Genomic DNA, 422 nt, shown 5'->3' with positions numbered 1-422 from the left:
GACCGTCGAGAATGGCACCTACAGCGTCGACGCCGAGACGCCGCTGAGCGAAGGCGAATACAGCGTCGAAGCCACCGTCACCGACCCGGCCGGCAACACCGCGACCAGCAATGACGTGGGTGAGATCGATCTGTCCGCTCCTGCACTGACCGTCGATGCGCCGGCGCTGACCTCCGACACCACGCCGACCATCGTCGGCACCACCGATGCCGAAGACGGCAGCACCGTGACTCTGGTCATCACTGACAGTGACGGCAACGAGCAGACCGTTACCGCGACCGTCGAGAATGGCACCTACAGCGTCGACGCCGAGACCCCGCTGAGCGAAGGCGAGTACAGCGTCGAGGCCACTGTCACCGACCCGGCCGGCAACACCGCGACCAGCAATGACGTGGGTGAGATCGACGCAAGCGCGCCGGCTC

Annotated in this window: 1 protein-coding gene; it reads left to right on the top strand. The window is 66.1% G+C overall.

The genetic code is table 11. From position 1 onward, the window contains the following. A partial coding sequence (locus ACZYGA_RS16970; RefSeq protein WP_479399732.1) for an Ig-like domain-containing protein occupies window positions 1-422 on the top strand: 422 nt, incomplete at both ends.

The sequence above is a fragment of the Cobetia sp. BL01 genome, assembly GCF_056493605.1.
This window is presented reverse-complemented; position numbering and strand designations above follow the sequence as displayed.